The sequence below is a fragment of the Streptomyces neyagawaensis genome (assembly GCF_023516595.1).
In the GTDB taxonomy this organism is placed as follows: Bacteria; Actinomycetota; Actinomycetes; order Streptomycetales; family Streptomycetaceae; genus Streptomyces; species Streptomyces neyagawaensis.
The window spans coordinates 1-621 of the sequence record NZ_JAMGBG010000224.1 but is presented as its reverse complement, the minus strand read 5'-3'; the positions used below and the strand labels follow the sequence as shown (position 1 = coordinate 621).

Annotated in this window: 1 protein-coding gene; it reads left to right on the top strand. The window is 75.4% G+C overall.

Annotated elements, in window-relative coordinates:
* Positions 1-128 precede the first annotated feature (128 nt).
* Positions 129-621, top strand: a 493-nt coding sequence (locus tag M8J73_RS44220; protein ID WP_443740389.1) for a DUF7059 domain-containing protein, incomplete at its 3' end; no start/stop codon positions are given.

Below are 621 nucleotides of genomic sequence, written 5' to 3'. Positions count from 1 at the left end.
CCGGCCATGGGCCCGGACGGCTGACGGCGGCGCGCCCGGCCGTGGTCCGCGCGACGGATGGCGGCGCGCGCCCGGCCGTGGTCCGCGCGGCCGGGGCTGGGCGGCCCGGCGCGGCTACGCTGACGTCTGTGAGTGACTCCAAGCTGCCCTCCCTGCCGTCCGTTGACCGTTCCGATGTCGCCGCCCGGTTGCGCGCCGCGTTGATCGGCGCCGACTTCACCGCCGACGGGCTGCTCGAACTGCTCGGTGCCTCCGCGTACGCGGCCCTCGCCCGGAGCGAAGTGGTGCCTGCGTTGCGGGCCACGCGCGGCGAGTCGGCGCTGGAGGCGCTCGTCCGGCTGTTTCTCCTGCAGCAGCCGGTGGCACGCGCGCGCGTGGAGGAGGCGCTGCCTGTCGACGCGTGTGTCGAGAGTGGATGGCTGGTTCCCGTCGGTGGTTCCTCCGAGGAGATCGCCGCCACCGTCGACGTACGACCGTACGGCGGCCCCGGTGGCGAGGACTGGTTCATCGTGTCCGACCTGGGGTGCGCGGTCGGCGGGGCCGGGGGCATCGGCAGCAAGGACGAGGGCGTGGTGCTGGGCGTCGGCGGCGCGTCCACGACCCTCGCCGGCATCACCGTGC